This is a genomic window from Ectopseudomonas khazarica (assembly GCF_004521985.1).
Taxonomy (GTDB): Bacteria; Pseudomonadota; Gammaproteobacteria; order Pseudomonadales; family Pseudomonadaceae; genus Aquipseudomonas; species Aquipseudomonas khazarica.
Map to the genome: position 1 here is coordinate 133,942 of NZ_SBHZ01000013.1, position 24,504 is coordinate 158,445.

Annotated in this window: 25 protein-coding genes; 20 read left to right on the forward strand and 5 right to left on the reverse strand. The window is 60.9% G+C overall.

Going from position 1 to position 24,504, the window contains the following annotated elements; genetic code table 11:
* Window positions 1-115: 115 nt before the first annotated feature.
* The 8 genes from EPK82_RS17695 to EPK82_RS17730 all read left to right on the forward strand — a co-directional run bounded on the left by EPK82_RS17695 (window position 116) and on the right by EPK82_RS17730 (window position 11,885).
* Entirely contained in the window at window positions 116-523 is a 408-nt protein-coding gene (locus EPK82_RS17695) for a DUF6232 family protein (protein WP_134677518.1), read from the forward strand.
* 78 nt (window positions 524-601) lie between these two features.
* Entirely contained in the window at window positions 602-3,949 is a 3,348-nt protein-coding gene (locus EPK82_RS17700) for a tape measure protein (protein WP_134677519.1), read from the forward strand.
* A complete protein-coding gene (locus EPK82_RS17705) occupies window positions 3,949-4,389 on the forward strand; it encodes a hypothetical protein (protein WP_244230012.1) in 441 nt (146 codons plus the stop codon). Before EPK82_RS17700 ends, EPK82_RS17705 begins: the two co-directional genes overlap by 1 nt.
* A 42-nt stretch (window positions 4,390-4,431) precedes the next feature.
* On the forward strand, window positions 4,432-8,013 hold the full coding sequence (locus EPK82_RS17710; protein ID WP_134677520.1) for a hypothetical protein: 3,582 nt from the start codon (window positions 4,432-4,434) through the stop codon (window positions 8,011-8,013).
* A complete protein-coding gene (locus EPK82_RS17715) occupies window positions 8,013-9,062 on the forward strand; it encodes a hypothetical protein (protein ID WP_134677521.1) in 1,050 nt (349 codons plus the stop codon). Before EPK82_RS17710 ends, EPK82_RS17715 begins: the two co-directional genes overlap by 1 nt.
* Window positions 9,059-9,892 carry a hypothetical protein gene (locus EPK82_RS17720; RefSeq protein ID WP_134677522.1) on the forward strand — a complete coding sequence of 278 codons (834 nt, stop codon included), beginning with the start codon at window positions 9,059-9,061 and terminating at the stop codon, window positions 9,890-9,892. Before EPK82_RS17715 ends, EPK82_RS17720 begins: the two co-directional genes overlap by 4 nt.
* Window positions 9,893-10,122: 230 nt before the next feature.
* Window positions 10,123-11,649, forward strand: a complete 1,527-nt coding sequence (locus EPK82_RS17725) for a hypothetical protein (RefSeq protein WP_244230014.1) — start codon at window positions 10,123-10,125, stop codon at window positions 11,647-11,649.
* Window positions 11,649-11,885 carry a hypothetical protein gene (locus EPK82_RS17730; protein WP_134677524.1) on the forward strand — a complete coding sequence of 79 codons (237 nt, stop codon included), beginning with the start codon at window positions 11,649-11,651 and terminating at the stop codon, window positions 11,883-11,885. The genes EPK82_RS17725 and EPK82_RS17730 overlap by 1 nt, the downstream gene beginning before the upstream one ends.
* Window positions 11,886-12,080: 195 nt before the next feature.
* Here EPK82_RS17730 and EPK82_RS17735 read toward each other — a convergent pair whose 3' ends face one another.
* Window positions 12,081-12,551, reverse strand: a complete 471-nt coding sequence (locus tag EPK82_RS17735) for a hypothetical protein (RefSeq protein ID WP_134677525.1) — start codon at window positions 12,549-12,551, stop codon at window positions 12,081-12,083.
* Window positions 12,552-12,643: 92 nt separating this feature from the next.
* Here EPK82_RS17735 and EPK82_RS17740 point away from each other — a divergent pair, with 92 nt between their 5' ends.
* The 6 genes from EPK82_RS17740 to EPK82_RS17765 all read left to right on the forward strand — a co-directional run bounded on the left by EPK82_RS17740 (window position 12,644) and on the right by EPK82_RS17765 (window position 15,889).
* On the forward strand, window positions 12,644-13,129 hold the full coding sequence (locus EPK82_RS17740; RefSeq protein WP_134677526.1) for a glycoside hydrolase family 24 protein: 486 nt from the start codon (window positions 12,644-12,646) through the stop codon (window positions 13,127-13,129).
* Window positions 13,130-13,182: 53 nt separating this feature from the next.
* Window positions 13,183-13,545, forward strand: a complete 363-nt coding sequence (locus tag EPK82_RS17745; protein WP_134677527.1) for a hypothetical protein — start codon at window positions 13,183-13,185, stop codon at window positions 13,543-13,545.
* Window positions 13,542-13,808, forward strand: a complete 267-nt coding sequence (locus EPK82_RS17750; RefSeq protein WP_134677528.1) for a hypothetical protein — start codon at window positions 13,542-13,544, stop codon at window positions 13,806-13,808. Before EPK82_RS17745 ends, EPK82_RS17750 begins: the two co-directional genes overlap by 4 nt.
* Before the next feature lie 642 nt (window positions 13,809-14,450).
* Window positions 14,451-15,104 carry a hypothetical protein gene (locus tag EPK82_RS17755; protein WP_134677529.1) on the forward strand — a complete coding sequence of 218 codons (654 nt, stop codon included), beginning with the start codon at window positions 14,451-14,453 and terminating at the stop codon, window positions 15,102-15,104.
* A 25-nt stretch (window positions 15,105-15,129) separates the two neighbouring features.
* The gene (locus EPK82_RS17760; RefSeq protein ID WP_167494370.1) at window positions 15,130-15,429 is read left to right on the forward strand and encodes an STAS-like domain-containing protein; all 300 of its coding nucleotides are present in this window, start codon (window positions 15,130-15,132) and stop codon (window positions 15,427-15,429) included.
* Window positions 15,389-15,889 carry a hypothetical protein gene (locus EPK82_RS17765; RefSeq protein WP_134677531.1) on the forward strand — a complete coding sequence of 167 codons (501 nt, stop codon included), beginning with the start codon at window positions 15,389-15,391 and terminating at the stop codon, window positions 15,887-15,889. The genes EPK82_RS17760 and EPK82_RS17765 overlap by 41 nt, the downstream gene beginning before the upstream one ends.
* Before the next feature lie 110 nt (window positions 15,890-15,999).
* Here EPK82_RS17765 and EPK82_RS17770 read toward each other — a convergent pair whose 3' ends face one another.
* Both EPK82_RS17770 and EPK82_RS17775 read right to left on the reverse strand, forming a co-directional pair.
* Window positions 16,000-16,686, reverse strand: coding sequence for an SOS response-associated peptidase (locus EPK82_RS17770; protein ID WP_134677532.1), 687 nt, complete (start codon window positions 16,684-16,686; stop codon window positions 16,000-16,002).
* Window positions 16,687-16,701: 15 nt separating this feature from the next.
* Window positions 16,702-17,208 carry a hypothetical protein gene (locus EPK82_RS17775; protein ID WP_134677533.1) on the reverse strand — a complete coding sequence of 169 codons (507 nt, stop codon included), beginning with the start codon at window positions 17,206-17,208 and terminating at the stop codon, window positions 16,702-16,704.
* Between the two features lie 550 nt (window positions 17,209-17,758).
* Between EPK82_RS17775 and EPK82_RS17780 the strand changes: the two genes are divergently transcribed.
* Window positions 17,759-19,114, forward strand: coding sequence for a hypothetical protein (locus EPK82_RS17780; RefSeq protein ID WP_134677534.1), 1,356 nt, complete (start codon window positions 17,759-17,761; stop codon window positions 19,112-19,114).
* 432 nt (window positions 19,115-19,546) lie between these two features.
* On the opposite strand, the gene EPK82_RS25135 is transcribed toward EPK82_RS17780, so the two are convergent.
* Window positions 19,547-20,851 (reverse strand): methyl-accepting chemotaxis protein, encoded by a 1,305-nt coding sequence (locus tag EPK82_RS25135; protein ID WP_134677535.1) that lies wholly within the window; start codon window positions 20,849-20,851, stop codon window positions 19,547-19,549.
* Window positions 20,852-20,961: 110 nt separating this feature from the next.
* On the opposite strand from EPK82_RS25135, the gene EPK82_RS17790 reads away from it, so the two are divergent.
* From EPK82_RS17790 to recX, 3 genes are all read left to right on the forward strand, one after another.
* Window positions 20,962-21,462 (forward strand): CinA family protein, encoded by a 501-nt coding sequence (locus tag EPK82_RS17790; protein WP_134677536.1) that lies wholly within the window; start codon window positions 20,962-20,964, stop codon window positions 21,460-21,462.
* An 85-nt stretch (window positions 21,463-21,547) separates the two neighbouring features.
* Window positions 21,548-22,591: a recombinase RecA gene (gene recA / locus EPK82_RS17795; protein ID WP_037053238.1), complete on the forward strand. Its 1,044-nt coding sequence runs from the start codon at window positions 21,548-21,550 to the stop codon at window positions 22,589-22,591.
* 15 nt (window positions 22,592-22,606) lie between these two features.
* Window positions 22,607-23,068 carry a recombination regulator RecX gene (gene recX / locus EPK82_RS17800; RefSeq protein WP_037053237.1) on the forward strand — a complete coding sequence of 154 codons (462 nt, stop codon included), beginning with the start codon at window positions 22,607-22,609 and terminating at the stop codon, window positions 23,066-23,068.
* 10 nt (window positions 23,069-23,078) lie between these two features.
* Here recX and EPK82_RS17805 read toward each other — a convergent pair whose 3' ends face one another.
* Complete coding sequence (locus EPK82_RS17805) at window positions 23,079-23,957, reverse strand: DUF6685 family protein (protein ID WP_134677537.1); 879 nt, start codon at window positions 23,955-23,957, stop codon at window positions 23,079-23,081.
* A 144-nt stretch (window positions 23,958-24,101) separates the two neighbouring features.
* Here EPK82_RS17805 and EPK82_RS17810 point away from each other — a divergent pair, with 144 nt between their 5' ends.
* On the forward strand, window positions 24,102-24,323 hold the full coding sequence (locus tag EPK82_RS17810) for a DUF2835 domain-containing protein (RefSeq protein WP_080756997.1): 222 nt from the start codon (window positions 24,102-24,104) through the stop codon (window positions 24,321-24,323).
* Between the two features lie 87 nt (window positions 24,324-24,410).
* On the forward strand, window positions 24,411-24,504 hold a 94-nt coding region (locus EPK82_RS25050), incomplete at its 3' end, for a hypothetical protein (protein ID WP_244230016.1).

The following is a 24,504-nucleotide window of genomic DNA, read 5'->3' on the forward strand; positions in this document are numbered from 1 at the left end:
GTTGCCCGCTACGGCGTGAATATAGCATCGCGGAAAGTACTCGGCCTTAGTCGAGTTTCGGTGCTGGCAATGTGATGGTAGATTCAGCCTTATCAACAACAGGGGTGAGAATGCCATGGAAGCTGTAGCGTCCGAAAAAGTGTTTTTTGATCAGCATGGGATCAAGGTAACAAACGCGCGATTCATCGCGCACAAGCAGACTTATGCGATGGCGTCAGTCAGTTCAGTCAAAGTCGGAGTGACCGACCTGACTCCCTCGAAGACAGGGCCCATTGCGCTCATTGTGATCGGCACTCTATGGCTGCTTGGCGCTTTAGCCTCCCCGGGCTTGATGGCCAAGCTTGTGCCGCTCGTGATCGTGGTACTGGGAGTTATGTGGTTCAGAGCCATCAAACCGCGTTTTGAGTACAAGATTGTGCTCACTACCTCTTCTGGAGAAACCACAGCGCTGACTAGCAATAGCGAGCCGGATATCAGGGTCGTTGAGGATGCGTTGAACGAGGCAATTGTCTATCGCGGGTAAGAGAGCCTGCAGTACGGATTGAACAACCGTTAATTCCAAAACCCGCTTCGGCGGGTTTTTTGTTGCCTGGAGAAAAGTATGGCCGGCCTGAAAGAGCGCCTGATTCAGTTCGTGCTTCGAGGTAAGGACGAGCTTTCACCTGCCGCGAAGAAGTCCGAGGAGGCGTTGAGTAGCCTCAAGGATGCCAGCGAACAGCTTGGCCAGGCCCTGGACACTGCCAAGGATGCTCGAAGCCTTGCCCGTGGTTTGCAGCAGACGCAGCGAGCCGCCGAGCAAGCCGAGCGAGGCCTGGTGCAGGCGGACCTGCAGGTCAAAGAACTTCGCGATGCCCTGACCGCCGCGCCGGGCTCCGAAGGCCTGCAGCAGTCGCTCAAGGAAGCCGAGCGCGAGGCGCGCAAGCTGCAGCGTGGGCTCGATACCCTGCGCTCCGGGCTTGCTGATCAACAGGCGGCGGCGCGTGCTGTGGGTATTGATACCGACAACCTAGCCGATGAAGAAAAGCGCCTGGCTGCCGAGGTCGACAAGGCTCGTCAGGCACTCGATGCCAACAACGCCCAGCTCAAGGCTGCCCAACGTGAGCAGGCTGCCACTGCTCGTGCAACCGCCGAGCACACGTCACGGGTTGATGCTGCGCGCGAGAGCATGAGTCGAGGTGCCAAGCAGGTACTGGCCTTCGCTGCGGCTTACATCTCCCTCAACGCTGCGTTCGGCCTGGTGCAGCGTGGGCTAAATGCTGTTGCGGGGGGCATCCGCTCAATGCTCTCCACGGGCGATGAGTTCGAGTTGCTCGGCAAGCGTATGGCCTCGCTGATGGGGAGCGTTGCTGCGGGAGAGCAGGCTACCGCCTGGATCAGGCAGTTCGCCAAGGATACGCCGCTGCAAATGCAGGACGTGACCGAGGCCTTCGCGCTGCTGAAGTCCTACGGGCTCGACCCCATGGACGGCACCCTGCAAGCGGTGGTCGACAAGAACGAGCAGCTTGGCGGCGGCATGGAACGCCTGCAGGGCATCGCCTCTGCCCTCGGCCAGGCCTACGCCAAGCAGAAGCTGCAGACCGAGGAGATCCTGCAGCTCGTCGAGCGTGGCGTGCCCGTGTGGTCGATGCTGGAGAAGGTAACCGGAAAGAACGCCGCGCAACTGGCCGACCTGGCCAGCAAGGGCCGGCTCGGCCGCGATGTCATTGCAGCGCTGGTAAAGGAGATTGGCGCCAGTGCGCAGGGTGCTGCAGCTGACAACATGGGCACGCTCACCGGCCTGGTGAGCAACCTATCGGATACCTGGACGGACTTTCTCGACCGCATCGCGAAGAGCGGGGCGCTCGACTACGCCAAGCAGCAACTGGCCGGCGTGGCCGATTACATCGAGCAGATGAGTCGTGACGGTCGGCTGGATAAGCTGGCTCAGTCACTTTCTAAAGCTTTCGAGCAGGGTGCAGAAAAAGCCAAGGAATTCTTGGGCAGGCTGGTTGAGATTGACCTCAATAAGCTGATCGATGACAGCAGCACTTTCTTCAATAACTTCGGGAGTTCGTTGGACCGAGCAGCGCAGAGCGTTCAGTTGTTCGTTGCGCCGTTCCGTACGATGTTCAACGGCTTGACTGCGGGGCTTTCGCTGGTAGGGGCGTTCGCTACGGATCTGGCGAGCAAGCTCTTGATTCCGCTTGAGCTCGTTTCGAAAGCTTTACCTGATGCGCTGGGTGGTGAGCGACTACGTTCCGCCGTGGGGGCGGCTCGCGCCACTTTGGATGGACTCACCGCCGGCTTCGTGGCGCAGGTCGAGCAGGACGGCCAGGACATCCGCGACGCCTGGGATACCAACACGCAATCGGCGGTCAAGAATGCCAAGGCGCAGCAGGACGCCGCGCTAGCGGCAGAACAGGCTAAGGTTGATGCCGCGCAGGCAACCGCTGACAAAGTTGCCGAACTGAACGATCGATTTGCCCAGCAGGCGGTCGATGCCTCCGCAGAAGGTCAGCGGGCAATTGCCGGTATGGCTGATGCCCTAAACCTGATCGACACCGCCAGCAGCCGCCAGCAGCTAGAAGGTCTACGTCAGGCGTTGTTGGCTGCGTACCAGTCAGGCCGTATCAGCCAAGCTGAGTACGGCCAGGCGACCGGCGTGCTGAATACGCGGCTGCGTGAACTGGGCACTGCCGCTGGCGGGGCCGCTGACCTGGTATCGGATCTCGACGACAAGTTGGGTGATCTGAAATCGGTGCAGGATGCGATCAGCAATGCCCGTACCGACGTGGATATCAACAACATCCGCGCCGCGCTTCGCAAGCTCTACGGCGATGGTGCGATTACTGCGACCCAGTACAACCAGGCGCTCAAGGAAACCAGCGCCAGGCAGAAGGAACTCAAGAGCGCAGTCGAGCAGGGGAAGAAAGCCCAGGACGACAAGAACAAGTCGGACCAACAGGCCATCGTCACCAGCGAGCAGCTGCGCCGCGAAAGCGGCCGACGCATGGAAGCCGAGCGCAAGGCCAGCGGTGAGGCGATGGAGCGCCGCCGCAAGGAATCCAGCGACGCTAAGCAGGACATGGGCGCCCTGGAGGGCTTCTTTAGCGGCGTTGTCGGCCGTGCCCGTGAGGGTGCTGCGGCGCTCAGCCAGGCCGCGCTGGAAGCGTTCGACCGGCTGCGGGGCATCAGCTCTGCGGCGCCGAGCATCGACACCAGCAGCCTGGAAGCGACCCGCCGTTCACTGGCTCAAGTCGCCCGGGAGCTTGGCCAGGTCGAGAGCGGCCTGCAGCGTATGACTGGCCAGAGCCTGGGCCGTTGGGCTGCTGAGATGCAGCGCGATAGCCTGAAAACCCAGCAGGCATTCCTCGGCCAGCAGGCCGCGCTACAGGGGCTGATGGATCGCTACGAACGCGGGGCGATTTCTGCTCAACAGTTCGTGCGCCGGGCAAATGGCATGCGTCACGCACTAAGCCTGCTCGATGCGTCGAGCCTGAGCAGCCTTGAATCGGCTATCGAGTCGGCCAACCAGCGTATGGAGCAAATGGGCGAGTCCACGCGCTCGACCCTGGAGAGCCTGCAGGATGAGCTGGACGGGCTGCAGGGCAGGCAAGACGACATCGAGCGTCGTCGCTTTGCCGCTCGCCAGCGCGAGCTGCAGGCGCAACTGGCCGAGGCGCAGGCAGGCGGCGACGCTCAGGCGGTAGCCAATGCAAACCGCGCCCTGGGTCTGCTCCGGCAGATCGAGAGCGAGAGCGCGCAGCAGCGGCAGGCCGAGGAACAGAAAAAGCGCATGGAAGCGCAACAGACCGCCCAGCCTACCGCCCAGCAGCCTGAGCAAACACCAAGCAAGGTCATCCGCCTGGAGATTCCGGGCCGGCCGGCGGTGGACGTGGCGGTGAGCGGTGACGCCGCCGAGACGAACCTGTTGAGCATTCTCGAACAAGCCGGCTTGAGGAGCCTGTAATGCAACTGACCCTGGATAGCCTCGACCTGGCCGACAACCCGGACCTGGGTGGCGAGCAGATGGAGTGGGTGGACGAGTTCGATTGGGACCCCGTTGCGCAGGAGCAGGACCGCTCGTTGACCGGCGCGCTGATCGTGCAGGAGGGCATCAAGCTCTACGGGCGCCCGATCACGCTCAGCAGCAATGGCGGCGCCTGGTTCACGCTGGCCAAGGTTCGCGCCCTGCAGGCCATGGCCAGCGTGCGCGGCGCCGTGCACCTACTCACGTTGCCAACCGGTGCACAGCACTACGTGACGTGGAATCGAGTGGCCGGCGCTGTCGTGCAGGCCTCGGCGCTTCATCGCACGGTGGCGCCCGATGACGACTGGCTCTATCAACTCACCCTGCGCCTGATCACCGTGGCGCCGCCATCGGCTCCCGAACTTGACCCTGAACCCTGACAGCCCGCCCCGTGCGGGCTTTTTGTTGCCCGGAGATACGGCATGACCATCGCCGCAACTGACGTAAAACTGCTGAAAAGCCAACTGCTGACCGACGAAGACGACGGCGGCGGCCGCGCCACCGGCAACGCCGTGGTGGACGGTGAAGTCAACAACGTGTTCCCTGACATCAGCCGTCTCGATCGCACCACCGGCCGCATCAACCTGCGCAAGCTGTTTGGTGGACCGATGACGCAGAATGCCGACGCCTACCTGGGCGCGCATGCCATCGTCACCCAGGCGCCGGCCGATCCGCGCGTGAGCGTGCTGCTGTTCAACACCGGCAGCCAGATCGATGAGCGCCGCGACGCACAGAACGCCATTGAGAGTTACGTGGCCGCCGCGACCACGGCGCAGTTCGATCTGCTCGGCACCCAGCTTGCCGGCCAGCGCGCTATCGCCTGTGTGCAGCGGGAGGAACAGCGCGTGCCGGAGATCGGCGAGGTGTTCCAGCTGGTCACCGTCAGCGCGTCGCAGTACGTGCGCCTGACCGGCGTGGATGCCGGCCTGGAACAGTTCACCTACGACTATGGCAACGGCAACTTCGTCAACTTCACCCGGCGCCGGTTGGATCTGCAGATCAGCGCGCCGCTGTTGAGCGAGTTCCCAGGTGGCCAGGTCACGCCGTCCGGCACCTCGGCAACCGCGCTGAGCGGCGTCGCCAAGGCCCGCGTGCTGTCTACCCAGGTGGCCGACGCTGCGCGCTACTACAGCATCAGCCCCCTGGCCGAGGCGGTGACCAGCGGCGCACTCAGCCTGAAAGTCGAATCGGTTTACAGCCAGCTGGTGCCGAGCACCGCCAAGGAATCGGCCCTGGTCGATGTGCTCGGCGGCTATCAGCGGCAGATCTACGTGCCGGCCGGTCCCTCGCGCGCGGTCAACCTCACCGTGGCTGCCGGCGCCGTTGCGGGTGAGTCGCGCACATTCCTTGGCACCGGCTGCGCGCCTGGAACGCTGACTGTCGTGGTCAACGGCGGCACCTACGCAGACGACAGCAAAGGTGGCCTGCGCTACGTGAGCGGCAGCAACTGGCTCAGCTCCGGCCGTGTGGACTACCAGACCGGGGAGATCACCCTGGTACGTACCGGCACCAGCTGGACCGGCACCGGCACAGGTAGCTATCGCCCGGGCGCAGCGGCAACGGGCGACACAATCTCGGGTGAGGTCGAAATCACCCTCGGCAATCGCGGCTACGTCTACACCTTGAACTTGTCGGGTGCTGTGCCGCTCGCTGGCACGTTGTCTGTCAGCTTCATGGCCCTGGGCAAGTGGTACGAACTGCGCGACCAAGGCGACGGCCTGCTGACCGGTGAGGGCGCTGGCACCATCGCCTTTGGCTCGGGCTCGGTATCGCTGACCCTCAACGCGCTGCCGGACGTTGGCAGCTCGCTGGTGTACAGCTATGTCAGCTCGGCCGACAGCGCGATCACCGAGCGCTCGGGCGGCAGCGTCGTGCCGACGCTGGAGGTGCGCTACACCTTGCCCGAGGGCGGGGTGCTGCCGGGCTCGTTCTCGGCTACCTTCACCGCTGGCACCGTGCGCGAGATCACCGATGACGGCCAGGGCAATCTGTCCGGCACGGGTGGTACTGGCACCATCGCCTATGCCTCGGGTGAGGTGGTTATGGTGCTGAGCGCCACGCCATCGGGCGGTATTGCCTACGCTTGGGACCGTGGCGCTGTCGACAGCGGTGTGCTGGCTGTGAGCAGCGACGGCAGTGGCGTGGCGACCTTCACCATTCCCGGTGCGCCGCTCAAGCCGGGCAGCGTGCGCGTGGACTGGATGACCACGCGCCGCCAGGCCGCTCCGGCTATCAACTGGGACGTGATCGAAGCGGGCAACGTACTGCCGATCTACGACGGCTTCCGCGATATTGCCAATGTCGCCAACGACAACGGCAACGGCGGTTGGCAGGGCGGGCGCGCCGGCAGCATCAACTACACCACCGGGCAGGTCACCCTGCAGGTGGCGGTGCTGTATGACTACACCGAATACACCTACAGCAACCGCTCCAAGGGGCTGAACATCGCACCACGCGCAACCGAGCCGGTGCTGGTGACCACCAACGTGCAGATGCGCGAGTCGTTCGGCGGCACCATCACGCACGTGGCCCAGGCCGACAGCGTGAGCACCGATCCGCAGAGCGCAAGCCAGCCACAGCCCGGCATCACCGTCGAGCTGCTGCCCGGCGTGGCCGAGCCCATCGTGCCGGGCTCGCTGTTGTTCAGCTGGAACGGCTCAACCTACTGCGACCGCTCGGGCATCCTGTACCGCGATGTGGCCAGCAACACCAACGGTGGCACGGCGGTTGGCACCGTCAACTATGCCGACCGCACTGCCACGCTCAGCAGCTACGGCGGCAACGCCTCCGGTGCTGTGAGCGTGCTGGCCTGCCTGACGGCGGCTGTGGGTTTCAGCGTGACCGCTGCCACCTACCGCACGCCAGGTGCGCCGCTGCGCGCCGGCAGCATGCAGGTGACCGTAGTACGCGCCGATACCGCCGAGGTGGTGACGGCGGCGAGCAACCTCAATGGGGAGTTCGACAGCGGGATCATTCACGGCACTGTCGACGCGACTACCGGCATCACCCGGCTGACGTTCACGACCGACCCGGACGACGACACCGGGGCCAGCGATATCGCCGTGATTCCGCTGCTGCTGCGCTACAACGCCGTGGTGCAAACGCGTCTGCCGCTCGATGCCGGCCTCCTGGGTCTTGACCCGGTGCGCCTGCCGGCCGATGGCCGCGTGCCGGTGTACCGCGATGGCGACGTGCTGGTGATCCACCACACGGCCGAGACGGTGGTGCCGTCGCCGGCTGCTGGCAGCACGCTGCAGCTCGACCGCACACAGCAGGCGGATATCACCGTTGTCGACGGCGCCGGTACGGTGCTGCGGGCTGATTCGTTCACGGTGGATCGTGAGCAGGGCGCCGTCACCTGGGCGAACCCGCTGGTGCTGCAGGATGAGGAGGGCAACCCACTCGGCCTGCCGCTGCTGGTGCGTGACCGGGTGGAGCACATGACCCTGTGCACCGAGGTGCAGATTACTGGCGAGCTGGGGGTTAGCGCGCCGCTGCCGTGGGATCTGCCGGCCGGTGAGACGCTGGTGAGCAGTGCCGTGGCCTGGGGCGATTTGCAGTCGCGGATCTATAGCTGGTTTACCCAGCAGACGTGGAGCCAAGGCGCGCCCAACTGGACCGACGCCCCGGCGGGAAACACCACCACCGCGCAATACAACAGCCTGAGTTACCCGCCGATCATCACTAATGCGGGCGCTACCGATGGCAAGTGGGCATTGGTGTTCACGAGCAACACCTCGTTCAACGTGGTGGAGCAGCGGCTCGGTGTGATCGCTACCGGCAGCACGGGCAGCGACCTGTCACCCATCAACGCCCTGACTGGCCAGCCGTATTTCACGATCCGGCGCGAAGGCTGGGGCACTGGATGGGCGGCTGGCAACGCCGTGCGCTTCAACACCGACTCGGCGCTCGGGCCGATGTGGGTGATCCGTACGGTCATCAGCGGGCAGGGCACCGTCAACGATGACCAGTTCAAACTTCAGATTCGTGGGGATGCAGACTGATGGCTGATGCAGTGCTTTATTCGCACCTTGATCCAGGCGCCACTCCGGCGAACCTGGGTTCCAATTACTCAGTAGTGGCCTTCTTCAACCTGTTGGTGCCTTGCCTGGTCAATGGTTACGGAACCGGGGCAGACGCCAAGCCCGGTCAGGGCTGGACGCTGGTTCATGCTGACCTGCCGCTGGGCTTCAAGCTGAAAGCGCCGGATGGTGTGTACTACACGTTCTACCGTGGTTCGGTGTGGAATGATCGAGGCTATCGAGCCAGCTGCCAGATCTACATGTCGGAGACCCTGACCGATGTCGCTGCCTATCCACCGACTGGGCAGAACGTTCGATCCGGTCCTTTCGCTTCAAGCTCTGCAAGCGCGAACCGGCACTGGGTCGCCTGTGGTTGGTATCAGAACGGGAACAACATCGGATGGACGATTGTGGCAAGGGGGTCGCAGGTCTACATCTCTTTTCTGACCTACTACGGGATTGATGATCCTAGTGGCGATAGCCCTTCAAGCGGCAGTTATGGCGGCAGCTATGGAGGCGAGATTTTCCTCGGCAATGTGGTGTTCAAAGACCAGACGATTCCTAAGTCGGGCGTGCAAAACCATATGGTGCTGGGCGGAGCCGAATATTCCGAGAGCCATGATTTCACATCTGAGATGGCCTTTTCCTACCTCAATGCGTACGGGCGTAGCCGTTTGAGAAGCCCGCTCAGTGGCACTATCGAGCAGGGCGCTCTACCGGCGCTGCAAGCGCATCCCAACATCTATACCGGCTACGCCGGGTTCAAGTTGGACGTTGATCTGACCCCACCTGATTTTGTACTGGAGCGCCGGCCATTTTGGGATAGCGGTTACGTGGGCTACATCCCAGGTGTGTTCATCAGCACCTACTACACGCACCGCCGGGTTCCGGCCATTCTGCGTCGGTTTGACCGCTCTCCGGTTTGGAGCGAGGCACTCCGGCCTATCGATTTCGGCGGGGAGCCGTTCTATCTGGTGCCGACGGGATACGGAACGTCAATCGTCTCTCTGCTTGAGAAGTACTGGACATGATTCCTGTAACGCGGATGGGCGTGTTCCGCCAGATGCATGTGATCGCCAATAAGCTGCGCCGTAACTTCTCCACCAAACCGGTGGCGGCGCTGATGATTGCCAAGTTCACCCTGCTCAGAGTGCCTATCTTCGTTGAGGTAAGGCGCGAAGGGGACATGTCAGACGACTACATGGTGAGCCTGTCAGACGCTGCTACTGGTGGAGTGCTGGCCATCTATTCAAAGGACTCTTTCAACCCACAGTGGTTTGCCCGGACGGCAATCTACCGCGAGGTGTTGGCCCAGGCCTACGAATACAGCGAGCCGCGCCTCGGTATGTCGCGCTGGCCGACCCTGAGCGAGACGGCCAATCACCTGCTGTTCAACCTCACCGAAAACGATGGCGGCAACCAAGTGCCAACCGTTGATGCTCGGCTAAAGGCGGCTGCGACAGTCGAGTCAGTCTGGGCGGCGCGTGAAACGGTGATTGTCGAGCGCATGGCTGATGGGCAATGGCGGGTGGCCGGATACGGTCGGACGCTCGATGATGGCCTGGGCAGCATCGACTTGAAAGTGACCGCTTCCGGGACGGTCTACGCCATCGCGCTGGATGACTTCGGTGTCACCTTCGTGTCGGGGCTGACTGTGGCGGTTGGTGATCGAGTTCGGCCATCGGCCTTCGTCGGTTGGGTTTACGAAGTGACCGAGCCGGGTGAGTTGCCGGAGGCTGAGCCGGAGTGGTGGCCTGCGATCGGTGAGAACCCATCGCGCCCGTTGGGCACCGCGCGAGCAATCGCCGTGCGCTACTTTCGGCCCTTGGCCCACGGTCCTGTACCTGTCGAGAGAATCTGATGCTTGCAATCACTGTTGGTGCTGGCTGGGGCCGAGCGGCTGCAGCTAATCGCCAGAGCCTGGCCATGCCCTGGAGCGTAACGCGGGCCGCTGACCTAGGTGCCGGCTCCCTATGGGAGGTCGCTAATGTTCAGGACGGCGCCGATCAGCGCGCAGCCTGGGCGCCAGTGCCGGCGTCGGACTTGTCGAATGCCTCGGTTTGGTCCTGGGCTAGGCTCCGGGAGGGGGCCGTGCAAGCCTCTACCTGGGTGGATATGCCGCGCAAGGATTCGCTGCTCGGCACGCGGTGGGATCAAGGCAGAAGGCCCGTGGACCTGGGGCTACGGCTGATCTACAACCCGTTGCCCGCGCGCAAGGATCTGCTGCTCAGTGTGAGCGTGCGTCGGGTGAATGCGTTCGGTCCACGGTACGACGCGGCGACCGCTCTGCAAGACAGCCTCTATGTACCTGGCAATGGCCCGCTCGTGTTCTCGTTTGGCGGACGGCCGTATTTTCCTTCGACGACGCCGCAGGCGTACTTCCATTTCCGGTATGAGCCGGAGACGCCACGGATTCAACCGGCCGATACCGGCAGTATTGGGGTTCGGTGGTCGACTGCGCGCCGCCTGAACCTCGGCCGCACTCTGCCATGGGGAAAGGCCCGCAAGGTCGACGGCGTACTGACCGACATGCCCTATGTCGACTATCCGGGGCCGGTCAATCCGCTGCCCGAGCCGCCGCCCGATCCGACCATTCTGGATACCTACATGATCGCAAACACCGTCAACCTCGTAGCGCTGCCAAGCCGCACGCCCATCGAGGCGAAGAACATCAAGATAGGGTTGGATGCCGACAGCTTCAGCTGGACGTTCAGCGCCGACATCTTTACCCGCGCGGCGCTTGAGCTGGTGCAACCGGATGCCGAGGGCGCTGGCGAGCTGGAGCTGGATGTGAACGGCTGGAAGTGGGTGGTGCTGATCGAGCGCTACACCCGCAAGCAGCAGTTCCCGGGCGAGGCCTACACCATCACGGGTGCGACCCGTGGCCAGCTGCTGGCGGCGCCCTATGCACCGTTGCGCAGTGGTTTGAACGCGACGCAGATCAACGCCGGCCAGGCGGCCGAGGCGGAGTTACTGAATACGGGCTTCACGCTCAGCTGGACCGCAACGGACTGGACCTTTCCGGCCGGCTCGCTGAGCTACCAAAGCCAGACGGCGATGCAGGTTATCGCCAAGCTGGCCGAGACGATTGGCGGCGTGGTGCTGCCGGCCCGCGACAGCGACCACCTCGACATCGTGCCGCGCTACCCGCTGCCACCCTGGCAGTGGAACGACGTGGATGCACCCATCACGCGGGTGATTCCGCCCGCGATGATGACGGACCTGGGCGGGGAGTGGATGCCGCAGCCCGCGTGGAACGCCTGCTACACCTCGGGCACCTCGGTCGGCTGCTCGATGCTCGTGCGCCGTGCCGGTACTGCCGGCGACAACCCAACGCCAGACGTGTTCGAGGAATGGCTGACCGACCAGCCGGCCAACCAAGCGCGCGGAACCCATGAGCTGAGCAAGGGCGGCAACATCGAGATTGTCAGCGTGACGATTCCGCTGTTCCCGTTCGCTGACGATCACGGGGTGGGCCTGATCCTGCCGGCGCACCTCTACCGGGTGCCCGAGGAAACTGGCACGTGGGTCGGCCTGTGCCTGGGGGTGGACATCAGCGCCCAGGGCACTGGCGCCGTGCGTGTACAGCAACAGATCAGACTGGAGCGGCACCACTGATGGCGACTATCAATCCCTGGAAGCGCTTCATCGGCTTGCTACCTGGTGGTGTGCGGACGGTGGCCATCGTCCGCAGCATCAACACCACGGCGGGCCTGAGTGAAGTAGAGCTGCGCACCGGTGCGCGCGTCACCGTGCGCGGTGTCGACGTGCCGGTGAACAGCAAGGCCTACATAGCAGACGGCGTTATCACCGGCCCGGCGCCGGATCTGCTGCATTTTGATGTTGATGTGTAGTTGGTCAGCAGCTCTGCCAGCGTTGTCGAGACGGACGGCTGAAATATGCAGCGGACCGTTAGCTGATGCGCCGTTGCTGCTGTCCACGAAAATGGCCTGCGTCTGGATGATCTGACGGAGGCTATGGCACGGCACGAGCCGGCTGTCACGCCGCTGTTGGGGTGACTGTCCGATCAGCGTGCAGGCGGCTCTCTCTTACATAAAGTCATCTTCTTCGATTCCGACATCCTGTTTGGAAGCGTTTGTAAGCTCCAGAATTGCGTAAGCCGCAAATGTCTGGCAATCAGCATGTTCGTAGCTTGGAAACATTGCTCTGACCGTTTCGTAGGCGACTGTGGCTGCCGCAGCAGTGAGCCCGGGTTTGGGTTCAAAAGTTCTCAAGGTGGGCATTTCGTAGGTGCTTCCACCCTCTACAAGCGCGCCAACTTGGAGGGTGTCCTCTCCGTTGGTTCTCGAAATTCGGATGTTTATGCCATTTACAAGCACTACAAGAACTTCGTGGTGTGTTCCGGATGTTCGATCTCTTCCCCGGAGAAGCACACTTTTAATAAGGATCAGCTTTACCTCTTCGAAGGTCATTCCGGACTTTTCGGATCGTTTGTCAGAGTTTGGTACCGGCCCGCCTCCTCTGTGGGGTGACGTGTCAAAATCGAAGTCGAAGTCCATGAAGCTCTCCCTTGCTTTAGACGTTTGAAGATAAACCTCAACCATAGGCCAAGCCCGCCCAGTGCGGGCTTTTTTGTGCCTGGAGAAATCGTATGGCTCAAATTACTGCTGCCCAGGCGGGCGGCGTCAACGTGCTCGCTTTCCTCGATATGTTGGCCTGGAGCGAGGGCACTGATCATTCACGGCAGCGCACGCGCGACAAGGGCTATGACGTCATCGTTGGTGGGGCGCTGTTTGAAGGCTACGCCGATCATCCGCGCAAGCTGGTGCCGCTGCCTCAGCTTGGCATCAAGTCCACAGCTGCTGGCCGCTACCAGCTGTTGTCTCGTTACTACGACGCATACAAGCAAAAGTTAGGTTTGCGTGACTTCAGCCCGCTAAGTCAGGACCTCATCGCCCTACAGCAGATCCGCGAGCGGCGCGCCGTGCCGGACATTCAGGCCGGGCGTATACCCGAGGCCATCGAGAAGTGCAGCAACATTTGGGCAAGCCTGCCGGGCGCCGGGTACGGCCAGCACGAGCACCGGCTGGATGACCTGATCGCCCACTACCTGGCCGCTGGCGGGGGGCTCGCATGATGGCCTTGGTAAAGCTGGTCCCATCCTGGGCCTGGCCGTGGATAGTGGGTGTAGTGCTGTCCATGGTCGTTGGTGTGGGGCAGCAGATCCGCGTCAGCAGTCTGCAGGTTGACCTGCAGGCCGAGCGCTCGGCGCGGCTAGATGATGCGGACACGCTCGGCGCCTGCCGGGCAACGCGCACCACGCTGCTCGGCCAGGTCATCGAGCAGAACGACGCGCTGGCGGATCTGCGCGGAGCGGCGCAGGTGCGAGCGGCGGAAGTGCAGGTCCTGCAAGCGCAGGCCGAGGGCATGGCGATGCAGGCTGACCATCAGGCGCAGCAGGTGCTACAGGAGCGCACGCCGGCCGGCGTCGATGCTTGCGCCGATGCAAGCCAGGCATTCGACGATGAGCTACGGCGGGAGCGTGCGCAATGAAGCGGCTGATAGCTGTCCTGGGCCTGGCACTGGCTGGCTGTGCTGGCCAGGTGGCAGAACCGCCCGAGCCGCAGTTGGTGCGCGTCGAGGTGCCGGTGCAGATCCCGTGCCGCACCGAGCGCGTACAGCGGCCGGTGTTCGCCGTCGACGTGCTGCCCATCGGCGCCTCGATTGCCGAGCAGATGCGCGCGCTGCGTGCTGATCGCCTGCAGCGGAAGGGGTACGAGCTGAGGCTGGAGGCTGCCGTCGAGGCGTGCCGCTAGGTTCAACGGAGCTGAAGCTCGAGAGTAGAAGGCGACCGCCAGGGGGCGCCAGCGTCTTGGACGGCCCCTGGCGTAATGCTTTTCCGGTATGTTCAGTCATGGATTGTAATGCTCGCCATCTAATTTTGGGTAACAGCTCAGACGTTAACTTATGCCGTGCTATCGAATAGAATCCTGACCCACTGAGGGTTGGGGGCGAAAATGAAACGGATATCGAAGATTTCTCAAGCGCGTGAGACTCGGCGTTCCCACCTGCACCGAGCGCGTCTCCAGAGGCGCCATAGGCGGCTTGATCGTATAAAACGACGGGTTCAGAGACGCCGGGAAAAGCTCGCCATTAAAGCGAACAGGTCGCCTACTGGTCGTAGGGTAGTTCTTCCTGATGTACTCAGTCTCATTGCATCGTCTGAAATGAGGGACAAGCTTGTTGGGACGCTTGGGAAAATTCGGCGCTATGTTGTCGATCCGCACGTTCGGACAGTGACCCTGTGTTTCGATGGTGTCGAGGCCCTACACCCGTGTGGCACGCTTCTTTTCGTAGCGGAAATTGAGCGTTTGCTCGCTGATAGTGCTGGCAGGTCTAAACTGAGATGCACGTACCCGACAAATCATGTTGTAGAGCAGCTTTTTCAGCATATTGGCTTGCTTCAGAAGCTGGGCTTGCAGCCTCGAATCGAGAAGATCGAAGCTGAAAATGTAATAGTCTGGCTCTATGAGGTTGGTGATGAAGATAATCTTGACTCTATTGTTGGTTCTTTGCCAGAGTTACTTATCAGTAGCGGGAACAAAGCGCTCCGGGTTGCCGTCACAAGTGGTATGACTGAGGCTGTGGCTAACTCATCCGAACATGCTTATATCCACAGACGAAAGGATGGGACGAATATCAGTGTTCCACATCGTTGGTGGATTTTTGCGCGGCGTGAGGAAGATGATATAAGTGTTTGTATTTGTGATCTGGGAATAGGAATTCCGCGATCGTTGCGTCGAACTTTTCCTGAAGAGGTGGCCAGCTTTTTCTACAATAAGCCAGGAAAGAAGAAGGATGATCACAGAATGATTGAGTTGGCTCTTACTGTTGGGCGAAGTAGAACTGGTAAGAGTTATCGAGGTCAAGGCTTGAAAGATATATTGAAAGTTGTCAAGGAGCAGGGTGTTGGCTTGCTCAAAATATATAGTAATAAAGGCGTTTATATTTTTGATGGCAAATCTGGGCATGTAACATCGCGCAGTGAGGCATCGAACATCATGGGAACACTTGTGCAGTGGCGGATACCGTTGGCAGCATTTAACTCATGAGTGGATGGTTATAATGGGTGTCATAATGATTGATGTGGCTAAGCAGTTTGCTGTTCTGCCTGGTGGTAGAAAAGGTGAGCGCGGTGGTGAAAGATTTCGGGTCGATATTCTAGTCCCTGCACTCGAGCAGAGTGAGTGTGTAGAAGTCGATCTCGATGGCACGCTCGGGCTTGGGTCTTCATTTTTAGATGAAGCCTTTGGTGGGTTGGTTCGCGAGCATGGATTTACTGCAGCACAGTTAAAGAAACGGCTAAAAATAAAATTTTCTATTGTGAGCTATGTTGATGACTGTTGGGGATATATTAATAAAGCTCGGCCAGCCTGAGCATCAGTGGGTCTGGCAACTGGCAAGGGTGGCTGTGCCTGCTGTTCTCATTATTATTGGCTGGAAGGTCGTGTCGTCGGATCAGAACTCTAGAGAGACGCGCAAAGAGAAGCGTCAGCTCTTAGATAGGGCCATTGAGTTGATTACCGAGATTGGCAATGATGCAGTTACTATGTATGTCACGACTGATGATGCGGAATATGCCAAGCTAAGTGCCAACATTGCGCCTCGTTTGCAGCGGCTTGAAGGCATGCTTCAGGTTCTCTCTTTGAAAGATGCTGAGCGCAAAAATGTTGCCGGGTCAGCATTGCGCGAGTCAATAACTATGATCAATATCTATCTTTCGGACACGAAGCCATCCGTTGCTGCTACGGATCAAAGGCTTTATACGATACATGTTGAAGTTTCTGCGTTGATTAAATGCTTGGAGTTGAGTTACCAGGCTACTTATCATCGATAGCTGTTAGCTCAGGTCTGCTGCTCTGCAGGCTCGTCTCTTCCGGTCATTTACGTGCTTGACTGCGGTTGTCGCGGCGTACGAATTCGACAGTTGATCCGGTGTCATGCTACCTAAATGGGTTCCAGCAACTCGGGGTAGTCGTTGCGGTGGTTGCCAACATCGGTCGTGACCGGATAGGCCTCGAAGTCCTCGCGGCTGGTTGAGATTGCGGCATGAATCGTCTCGGCGCTGGTGGCCGTCGAAAGCCATAGCTCGAACTGTTCGGGCTCAAGGATCACCGGCATACGGTGGTGCACCGCTGCTACCGGTCCGGCCGCGTCCTTTGTGAGCAGGGCGCACGACAGCACCTGGTTGCCTTCGGTGCTCGTCCAGGTTGACCACAGTCCGGCGATGGCCAGCATGCTGTCGTCTGCAGCGTGGTGGTAGTAGGGCTGATTGACCTGCCGGCCGGCGCGGTTGCGCACTTTCTCTTTCTCGTTCCACTCATACCACCCGAGCGCCGGCATGATGCAGCGTTGCAAGCGGATCGCCTGGCGCCACATCGGCTTGCTCGCGGCTTCCTCGCTGCGGGCGTTGAAACTGAGCGAGGGGAGGGCCGGCTTATTCCACCAGTGCGGGACCAGCCCCCAGCGGGCGCCGTCGAGTTCGAGCTGGCCTTGTTCGTTGTGGCGCAGGAGCGGCACCTGGGTGGAGGGTGCCACGTTGTAGCGGCGTATCCACTGCCCTGAATCTCGGGCGCCAATGTGCCAATACTGCTCAATGGCGCGATCATCTGATGGCACGTAACGACCACACATGACGCCTCCTTTGGTCTAGCTGGCCGCCGAGTGTTGCAAGTCGAGGTTGCGCCGCAGGGCCATCCGCCATGGTTTACCTGTTGGGCGGTAAATCACAAGGCCGTCGAGGGTGCCGATGACGACTGGAGAATAGTCGACATACTGGATGATCCGTGGAACGACGCCGGGCGTTTGGCTGACACAGCCCAGCAGCGATAAATCTGGCGCTGTCAGATGGCCGCCCTCACCGATCTTGGCAACGATGGTGTCGCCTTCGCGCACGTCATATTCGTAGTTCAGGGTCCAGGCCTGCTCGGCATCAGCATTGAGGCGGGTGAAAGCCTGGTACTTGGCATACGCCTCGGTGACGAGGGTGTTGCGGATATCCAGCGAGATTTCGCTGAACAGCAGCAACGCATTGGCGCGGTCGCGCAGATAGGAATAGTGCTCATCCGCGAGGTTCCGCCAGGCGGCATCGTAGTGGTAGGAAGTGATCCAGCGCGTGAGGCTGGGCCGCCGATGTTGGAGGTCGTAGAGGCTCATGTGTTAACTGTATTTATATACAGTGTGTTTTGTCTATCCATGAAAAAGGCCCGGCGCCGTGGGGGAGTCCCTCTGGCGCCGGGACTTTTTTTGTGCCTGCGATCTCAGGTGGGGTAAATTTGGGGCAACCTTTCATGCTATTACGCCAGCACATGCCGGCAGACGCATGCCGGCTCTAGCTGGACATACCACCTGGCCCAGCAAAAGCCGGTTTGGCGAGCTACTCGACCGAATTACCCTGCACAATCTAGGTGCACCTGACGAATCGGCAGTGGTATAGAGGCAACCGTCAGTCAAAAGCGGGCATTCAGGCTACTGTTCCGTTCGTTATGGTTTCAACGCCGACAGCTGGATATCATTTAACGTATCTATCGACTAGAAGGTCAGTATGAACACTCTTCCTAAACTCGAATTGCCAAAGCGTTGGGAGTTCTTGGAGCAACGTGCAACCGCCGCGGGACTAGACCCCAGCCAATTTGTGGAGCGAGTGCCGCATGCTGCAGATCGAATTGACTACCTACTTCAGCGTGTGCGAACGGGTGGGGGGGGGATGTTCGAAGTGCTCTTCGGGCTATCAGGAAGTGGGAAGACGACATTTCTAAAGACGCTTCCCAAGCATTTTCAAAATGTCCGGCTGTTTTCGTTCCCCAAGGATGAAGCTCTTGCTCAGTTGCCGGAGTTTATCCTGGATAGCTATATTCCTAATGAAACAGAAGCTCGGATTATTCTTGTGGAGCGCCGCGACAACCCTCTGCCGAAAGATCTGGAAGCGGTTGCCGACACATTTGCTGAGTTGCTTGAGACGTTCCGTGATCCTCGCGGCGCAGTTTTGGTGCTATGGCCAATCACTCGCGAACAGTCAGCGCGTAAGATAGCTGCAGAGGCTTGGGACACAGGTCGCGACTCGATGGTCGATACGAAAAGTCGCGGTTTCTACCAGTTCCTAGGCCTGTCTAAAGATCGATTTTACTCAATCGCGGACACGACGACTCGAAATCTAACGGGCGATGGGCTTGAGGCATTCGGAATTACCGAGGAGGTCGCGGCGGGCCTCGTAAGGGGCGGCCAAACCATCGCGGATTTTTTCAGCGCAGTTGACCTCCATGCTGAGGAACAGCGTGATAAAACGTGGTCTGTTCTCAAGGCGCATGTCCGTGCACGACTTTGGGTTGTATTACCGGGCGATTGGCCTTCTGCCATTCGTTCAACCGTTTCTTCATTGACGCAAGGAAGTCGTAATCGCATCGATCTAGATCTTGTTGCAGAGTTCATTGATCAACCCGACAACAAAGCAATCTATGTGGCAGACTGGAGGGCTAGGAGGGCAGCTATGGCGCATCTCTTACGAGCAATTGATCTTCGACTTTTCCCTTTGCCACCAAACGTATCTCTGGCCGCAATACGTGCGTTCGGTGACGAAAAGACTCGATCTCTCCTCAAACAGTCAACTGTAAAGTTGGATGATGCTAAGGCGGCAATGCGTGCCAGTCGACTGTATAAGGCAATTCTTACAGAGCTTGGTGTTGACACGACCCCGTATGCGGGGGCAAATCGTGACACTGAAGAAACCGCAAATGAATACCGTCGGGTACAGGCCACGGCTGGAAAGGGCGATAAACAACTGAACAAGGCAGTCGCGCTGCTTGTGGAGGCATGTCTCGAAGAGGATGCGCCTGGTGTGCAGGTGACACCTGAAAAACAATCGCTGCCGAACTGTGAGCTGAAGCCTGATGTAAGCATTAAACTTTCTGAGGATGACTTTATCTGTTTGGAGCCTACTTGGCGATCAACCGATAAAGGTATTCCTGGAGAGCTAGAAGGTGGGCAAAACACCTTGGCTGAAGCTCATATGAAAAAATATATTCTCGATAAAGCAACGCAGTATGTGAAGGGTCTAGATCTTTAGCCAAAGAAAAACCCTACTTATGATCTATTCGCCGTGGCGCTAGAGGATGGAGTGTGACGTGCTGAACTGGCTTTCTGCGGCGGACGTAGGGCAGTACTGCTTGTGGATGGAGTCAAAGGTCCGGTGCGACGGGATATTCACTGCGGCGGCGGACCTTTTTGTGCTGCGATTTGGCTGGGGCAAATTTGGGGCAAACCATACGCCGCCATATGCCATCTGATGCCATTAAAGGGTTGCGTGCCTTTCGCGCAACATAGCTGCATGCCCAGCACATCCGGGCTTTGTGCTGAAACCGCTGCATACTCCGGCACAATCGGGGTGTGAGCGGAGAGATCGGTCATGCCGGGCCTTAGGTGCGGTGGGTGTGACGAAGCCGGGAATTTTCCCATACTTCGCCCACCGCGTGGACCCTGAATCGGCAGCGATTCGCGTTCAGTCGGTGAACGTCACCGAGAACTGGGCGACGGCTTCGACCACGCGCTGCGACTCGCTGCGTATCTCGCGAATCACCTCGCCGGCCTGGTTGGCCAGGTCCACGCCGGTGCGTGCGTGTTCGCGCGTCGTGGCCATGCTGGCCACGGCGTTACGCGTGAGGCTCTGGTTCTCCTGGACGACACCGTTGATTTCCTGGGTGGCCTGGCTGGTGCGCGAGGCCAGCTGGCGGACTTCATCGGCGACCACGGCGAATCCGCGCCCCTGTTCACCGGCGCGTGCGGCTTCTATCGCGGCATTGAGTGCCAGCAGGTTGGTCTGGTCGGCGATGCCGCGGATGACCTGGACGATGCTGGTGATCTGTTCCGACTGCTTGTTCAGGCCTTCGATCTGCTCCGCAACGTTGGCCAGTTCGCTGGCGATGTCGTTGACCACCGCGACGGTCTGCGCCACGGTGCGGGTGCCGTGATCGGCGGAGACGTCGGTCTCCTTGGCGATGTCGTGGGCCAGCTGCGCGGCGGCGGCTTCGGAGTCGCGGCGCTCGACCTGGGTGGTGATGTCGCTGGCGAACTTGACGACGCCGTACACGCGTCCATTGGCGTCGTACAGCGGGTTGTAGGTCGCGCGCAGCCAGACCTGGCGGCCGTGCCTGGTGACGCGGCGAAAGCGGTCGGACATGAACTCTCCCTTGTTCAGGCGTGCCCAGAACTCGCGGTAGTCGTCGCTGTGGCTGTCTTCTGCCAGGCAGAACATCCGGTGATGCTGGCCGATCACCTCGTCGCGGGTATAACCCATCAGGTCGAGGAAATTCTGGTTGGCGCTGACCACCTCGCCATCCAGGTTGAATTCGATCACCGCCATGGAGCGGTCGATGGCCTTGATGTAGCTCTCGTGCATGTGCTCGGCGGCGACCTGACGGGTGATGTCGGTGGCGATCTTCATGACCTTGGTCACCATGCCCTGGGCGTCACGGATCGGCATGTAGGTGGCTTCGAGCCAGACTTCCCGGCGATCCCGCGTCAGTCTGGGGAAGCGGTCGCTGAAGTGTTCGCCCTGGCGCAGGCGCTGCCAGAATTGCTGATAGGCCAGGCTCTCGCTCAGGCTGCGCGAACAGAACAGTCGGTGGTGCTGGCCGACGATCTCCTCCAGGCTGTAGCCCACCACCTCGAGAAAGGCGCGATTGGCATCGAGGATGATGCCGTCCGGGGTGAACTCGATCATCGCCATCGATTGTCGTATGGCCTGCAGCTCGGCCGTTCCGGCGCTGGGCGCGTCCTTCTGCTCTTTATTGCGTGACAGCCACATCTCGCGTCTCCTTTCGTTCCGTCACCGGAGATAACACTAGACGACATTTGCGCGTTCCACTGGCGGTTCAAGCTGTGTAGGGTTGTCCGTTCGATGAACGAGGGACGGACATGGACAGAATCGATCGGCTGGCCGCGCAACTGGGTGACGGGTTGAAAAGGGTGGGCGCCCAGGTGAGCACCGCAGAGTCCTGCACCGGCGGTGGGATCGCCGAGGCCATTACCCGCATTCCCGGCAGTTCGGCCTGGTTCGAGGCGGGCTATGTCACCTATTCCAATGCGCAGAAAACCAGGCAGCTGGACGTGTGCAGCGAGTTGTTCGCCAGCGTCGGTGCGGTCAGCCAGGAAGTCGTCGAGGCGATGGTGCGAGGGGCTCAGGCGCACAGCGGCGCGCGTTACGCAGTCGCGGTCAGCGGAGTGGCCGGCCCCGACGGCGGCTCGGCGGAGAAGCCGGTGGGCACTGTCTGGTTGGCCTGGGGCGATGGTGAGCGGCTTTTCAGCGTGCGCAAACAGTTCGCCGGAGGCCGTGATCAGGTGCGCCGACAAACGGTCGAGGCCGCACTGACGGGGCTTCTCGCCCTGTTGGCGGAGGAAAATCCTTCCCTGGGGTAGGCGGACGACTTGCCCTGTGGAATAATACTGGCTACTTATACAGTTGTTGGTGGCCTGCCGGCCCTCTTGAACATGCGAGGATAGAATGGACGAGAACAAGAAGCGTGCCTTGGCGGCTGCCCTGGGCCAGATCGAGAAGCAGTTTGGCAAGGGCGCGGTCATGCGCATGGGCGATCACGAGCGCCAGGCGATTCCGGCCATTTCCACCGGTTCGCTGGGGCTGGACATCGCGCTGGGCATCGGCGGCCTGCCCAAGGGCCGTATCGTCGAGATCTACGGTCCGGAATCCTCCGGTAAGACCACGCTCACGCTGTCGGTGATCGCCGAAGCGCAGAAGCTCGGTGCCACCTGTGCCTTCGTCGATGCCGAGCACGCGCTGGACCCGGATTACGCCGGCAAGCTGGGTGTCAACGTCGACGACCTGCTGGTCTCCCAGCCCGACACCGGCGAACAGGCCCTGGAAATCACCGACATGCTGGTGCGCTCCAACGCCATCGACGTGATCATCGTCGACTCCGTGGCGGCCCTGGTACCGAAGGCGGAAATCGAGGGTGAGATGGGTGACATGCACGTCGGCCTGCAGGCTCGCCTGATGAGCCAGGCGCTGCGCAAGATCACCGGTAACATCAAGAATGCCAACTGCCTGGTCATCTTCATCAACCAGATCCGCATGAAGATCGGTGTCATGTTCGGCAGCCCGGAAACCACTACCGGTGGTAACGCGCTGAAGTTCTACTCCTCGGTTCGCCTGGACATCCGTCGCACGGGTGCGGTGAAAGAGGGTGAAGAGGTGGTCGGTAGCGAAACGCGGGTTAAGATCGTCAAGAACAAGGTCGCTCCGCCTTTCCGTCAGGCCGAGTTCCAGATCCTCTATGGCAAGGGCATCTACCGCAACGGCGAGATCATCGACCTCGGCGTGCAGCAGGGCCTGGTCGAGAAGTCGGGTGCCTGGTACAGCTACCAGGGCAACAAGATCGGCCAGGGCAAGGCCAACGCCGCCAAGTACCTGGAAGACAATCAGGCCGTGGCACGCGAGATCGAAGGTCAGATTCGCCAGAAGCTGCTGGTCAGCAGCACTCCGGCGAAGGCGACTGCCGATGACCTGGCTGACGCAGAAGTCGACTTCTAAGCCTGCCGCGCACGCATGACCGCGATACTGGACAACCCGCTCGCCGTTCGGCGGGCGGCCATGGACCTGCTTGCCCGGCGTGAGCACGGGCGTGTCGAGCTGACGCGCAAGCTGCGCAAGCGCGGTGCACCGCAGGAGCTGATAGAGGCGGCCTTGCAGCGCTTGTCCGAGGAAGGCCTGCTGTCCGAGGCGCGCTATCTGGAAAGTTTCGTTGCCTATCGTGCGCGTGCCGGCTATGGGCCGCAGCGCATTCGCGAAGAACTGGGGCAGCGGGGGCTGGAGCGCGGCGACATCGATCAGGCGCTGCGCGAAAGCGCTATCGACTGGTTCGAGTCATTGCGTGAGACCTGGCAGCGCAAGTTTGCCGGTCAGTTGCCCATGGACGCTCGTGAGCGTGCCAAGCAGGGGCGGTTTCTCGCCTATCGAGGTTATTCGCTGGACATGATCGGACGTCTGTTGCGCGGCAGCGACGAATAGACGCCAGCGATCACTCGGCGACGCTTGCCAGCTGGCGCAGATAATCCAGCACGTTTGGCGCGCCGGCCAGGCGCAGTCCTTCGCCCAGGGCGGTGGCGTCCTGGTGCTCCTTGGGGAGCAGGAGGAACTCCGGCTTGCCGGCTTTCTTCAGCAGCGACAGGCGCGCGTAGGGTATGCCGTTGTCCAGCAGCAAGCCCATGAAGCCTGGATCGCTCCAGGCCTCTTCAGGCATGGCCAGTACGTGGTAGCGGTGCTGCAGGTTGTCCAGCCCCGCCTCGCTCAGGCGATAACGCACCATGTTGGCGGGCAGCAGCACTTCCAGGCCGCGTCTGCGTGCATAGGCAATCGCGCTGGCGAAGGCTTCCCCTCGTGTTTCCCCTGCCCAGAATGTGCGGGTGCGCCAATTGGCTTGCAGCAACTCCACCGGGTCGCCGGCCATGAAGCGTGGCAAGGGCTGGCTCATGGCCTTGAGGAAGTCCTTGTAGCTGATGATACGGACCTGCCGGCAATGCTCGCTCGCCGCATAGTCTTCGAAACTGCCGTAGCCGGGGGCGGGAGTCGTACAGGCGAAACCGTCGATCAGGCGCAGGTCGAAGGATTGCAGCTGTTGCGTCTGCGCCTCCACGACCTGGGTCAGGGCGGAATGCGCCTGGGCCTTGTCCTCCTGCACCGGGCCGGACAGGGCGCCGCGAGGGAGGTGGAGCAGCTGTTGCAGTTGCGGGCCCTCATGCCAGCAGATGCTGTCGGCCGGCGCTGGTAGCACCTTGAATGGCAGACGCAGCACGCTGGCCCTGGCGAAGATCTGCCGCGAGGCACGACCCAGCAACCCCAGGCGTTGTGCCAGGGCCGTCAGGCGGCCACCAAGGGTGGAGGATTCGGGCAGGCTCATGGCCGACAGGTCGCTCCTGAAGCGTCTACTGCAGTGTGGCAGACACAGGCGGCTATTGCCCATACAGCGTGGTGCGGCACGTGAGCGCCTGTGGCTGCGTAGGTCTGTGGCAAAATAGCCGCATTCATTTGCGAGGGTGCCTCCATGCCCAGCTTGGTGCTGGATATTGCGTTATCGGCCGAACGAGTGCAGGCCATCTATCGGGGCCAGGCCAACCGGATTATGGCGCAAAGCCGCGACGGACGCCGAGTTAGTTTGCCAGCGCATCATTTGCGGCCGTATTTGACCCATGCGGGCATCCATGGTTCCTTCGTGCTGGAATTCAATGATGCCGGCGAGCTGCTGAGCTTACGCCCTCTGGGCTGATCTGGCGCAGGTGCCTCGCGCCCGTCATGCGTGCACGGCTATAATCGCCGGTCCGCCCACCCTCTATCTGTCGAGCTGAGCCTGCCCATGTACACCCTGGCCCGCGAGCTGCTGTTCAAACTTTCCCCGGAAACCTCCCACGAGCTGTCCATCGACCTGATCGGGGCGGGGGGGCGTCTGG

Excerpts from the sequence above, each read along its gene's own strand:
- EPK82_RS17695 (WP_134677518.1), top strand. The coding sequence starts at position 116 with ATGGAAGCTGTAGCGTCCGAAAAAGTGTTTTTTGATCAGCATGGGATC.
- EPK82_RS17700 (WP_134677519.1), top strand. The coding sequence starts at position 602 with ATGGCCGGCCTGAAAGAGCGCCTGATTCAGTTCGTGCTTCGAGGTAAG.
- EPK82_RS17705 (WP_244230012.1), top strand. The coding sequence starts at position 3,949 with ATGCAACTGACCCTGGATAGCCTCGACCTGGCCGACAACCCGGACCTG.
- EPK82_RS17710 (WP_134677520.1), top strand. The coding sequence starts at position 4,432 with ATGACCATCGCCGCAACTGACGTAAAACTGCTGAAAAGCCAACTGCTG.
- EPK82_RS17715 (WP_134677521.1), top strand. The coding sequence starts at position 8,013 with ATGGCTGATGCAGTGCTTTATTCGCACCTTGATCCAGGCGCCACTCCG.
- EPK82_RS17720 (WP_134677522.1), top strand. The coding sequence starts at position 9,059 with ATGATTCCTGTAACGCGGATGGGCGTGTTCCGCCAGATGCATGTGATC.
- EPK82_RS17730 (WP_134677524.1), top strand. The coding sequence starts at position 11,649 with ATGGCGACTATCAATCCCTGGAAGCGCTTCATCGGCTTGCTACCTGGT.
- EPK82_RS17735 (WP_134677525.1), bottom strand. The coding sequence starts at position 12,551 with ATGGACTTCGACTTCGATTTTGACACGTCACCCCACAGAGGAGGCGGG.
- EPK82_RS17740 (WP_134677526.1), top strand. The coding sequence starts at position 12,644 with ATGGCTCAAATTACTGCTGCCCAGGCGGGCGGCGTCAACGTGCTCGCT.
- EPK82_RS17750 (WP_134677528.1), top strand. The coding sequence starts at position 13,542 with ATGAAGCGGCTGATAGCTGTCCTGGGCCTGGCACTGGCTGGCTGTGCT.
- EPK82_RS17760 (WP_167494370.1), top strand. The coding sequence starts at position 15,130 with ATGATTGATGTGGCTAAGCAGTTTGCTGTTCTGCCTGGTGGTAGAAAA.
- EPK82_RS17765 (WP_134677531.1), top strand. The coding sequence starts at position 15,389 with ATGACTGTTGGGGATATATTAATAAAGCTCGGCCAGCCTGAGCATCAG.
- EPK82_RS17770 (WP_134677532.1), bottom strand. The coding sequence starts at position 16,686 with ATGTGTGGTCGTTACGTGCCATCAGATGATCGCGCCATTGAGCAGTAT.
- EPK82_RS17775 (WP_134677533.1), bottom strand. The coding sequence starts at position 17,208 with ATGAGCCTCTACGACCTCCAACATCGGCGGCCCAGCCTCACGCGCTGG.
- EPK82_RS17780 (WP_134677534.1), top strand. The coding sequence starts at position 17,759 with ATGTTCGAAGTGCTCTTCGGGCTATCAGGAAGTGGGAAGACGACATTT.
- EPK82_RS25135 (WP_134677535.1), bottom strand. The coding sequence starts at position 20,851 with ATGTGGCTGTCACGCAATAAAGAGCAGAAGGACGCGCCCAGCGCCGGA.
- EPK82_RS17790 (WP_134677536.1), top strand. The coding sequence starts at position 20,962 with ATGGACAGAATCGATCGGCTGGCCGCGCAACTGGGTGACGGGTTGAAA.
- recA (WP_037053238.1), top strand. The coding sequence starts at position 21,548 with ATGGACGAGAACAAGAAGCGTGCCTTGGCGGCTGCCCTGGGCCAGATC.
- recX (WP_037053237.1), top strand. The coding sequence starts at position 22,607 with ATGACCGCGATACTGGACAACCCGCTCGCCGTTCGGCGGGCGGCCATG.
- EPK82_RS17805 (WP_134677537.1), bottom strand. The coding sequence starts at position 23,957 with ATGAGCCTGCCCGAATCCTCCACCCTTGGTGGCCGCCTGACGGCCCTG.
- EPK82_RS17810 (WP_080756997.1), top strand. The coding sequence starts at position 24,102 with ATGCCCAGCTTGGTGCTGGATATTGCGTTATCGGCCGAACGAGTGCAG.